The following is a 1,011-nucleotide window of genomic DNA, read 5'->3' as shown; positions in this document are numbered from 1 at the left end:
GATAATAACTATCAGCGAGAGCGGAACGGTATCCATGCCGACCGATACTGTATGGATGACCATGCAGGAGATTGCCGACATGTATAATGTGTTCGGCTGCTATGTGCGCAAGGCTGTCAAGGCTGTATTCAAGGACGGCATTCTGAAAGAGCAGGGTGTGCGTCGTCATGTCAGGAAGAACGACCTCATCAGCTATGATGTGTATAGCCTTGAACTCGTCATTGCGGTAGCCTTCCGTATTGACAGCAGTGAGAGCCGAGCCTTTCGGGAGTTCATCATGCAGTCCGTCATCGGCAGACAGACAAGCCGCACTAAACTGGTCTGTATCTTTACAGAGAATGCAATGGCATAGACCTGCCATAAAGCAACGTTCCTTGGAGGCTTTGCGCCTCCAGCCACTTGGGCGAGCCACCGCAGTGTTTTAGCTTGGTATTAGATTTTATACAGACCATACGGAGAACACCCGGCAAACACGAACAACTCGGTATAGCCAATAAAACGAGGCGACAACCTATAACAGCCACACTCGGTAAGTTATACGTTGTCGCCTTGTTCATTTCACACACTCATCAAAGACATTCTCCTACCCACCTTTCATTCTGTACGCTTCACGATAGTTAGCCATCAGAATTTTCTGAATGTCGGACTCGCGGTAGAGTATCTTTCCGCCAAGCTGGATATACGGGATGACACCGTTGTTTCGGTAGTCCTGCAGGGTTCTTCGGCTCAGTTGCAGCCTGGCACAAAGCTCCTTGTCCGTCATAAACCGCTCACCGCCAAGCATGGGGCGGTAGTTCATCACGGCACGTTCAAAATTGTCAACCATTCGGTTGAGGTGGTTCACGATGTGGTTCATCCACTCGCTGTTTCTTGTCATTACTTCATTGCTCATAGTTGTCTCGTTTTCTTGTTGATACTTACGTTACTCGGTTTACTTGCTGCTTTGGATTAAGTGGCTGTTGTATATTGACAGCCTAACCTGTGCGCTTGCGAAAGCGCATGTCCTTTTTC

The 1,011-nt window shown here is 48.6% G+C and carries 2 protein-coding genes; one reads left to right on the top strand and one right to left on the bottom strand.

What is annotated here, in order from left to right; translation table 11 throughout:
* The first annotated feature begins 1 nt into the window (after nucleotide 1).
* Nucleotides 2-352 (top strand): hypothetical protein, encoded by a 351-nt coding sequence (locus tag WKT20_RS18070; RefSeq protein WP_340417869.1) that lies wholly within the window; start codon nucleotides 2-4, stop codon nucleotides 350-352.
* Between the two features lie 231 nt (nucleotides 353-583).
* Here the strand turns inward: WKT20_RS18070 and WKT20_RS18065 are convergent, their stop codons facing one another.
* Nucleotides 584-892, bottom strand: coding sequence for a helix-turn-helix domain-containing protein (locus tag WKT20_RS18065; protein ID WP_340417868.1), 309 nt, complete (start codon nucleotides 890-892; stop codon nucleotides 584-586).
* Between the last annotated feature and the right edge of the window lie 119 nt (nucleotides 893-1,011).

It is taken from the genome of Phocaeicola sp. ICN-14070, assembly GCF_037892625.1.
Classification (GTDB): Bacteria; Bacteroidota; Bacteroidia; order Bacteroidales; family Bacteroidaceae; genus Phocaeicola; species Phocaeicola plebeius.
The sequence above is the reverse complement of the archived record's forward strand: the minus strand, read 5'-3'. Positions and strand labels throughout refer to the sequence as shown.

Excerpts from the sequence above, each read along its gene's own strand:
- WKT20_RS18065 (WP_340417868.1), bottom strand. The coding sequence starts at position 892 with ATGAGCAATGAAGTAATGACAAGAAACAGCGAGTGGATGAACCACATC.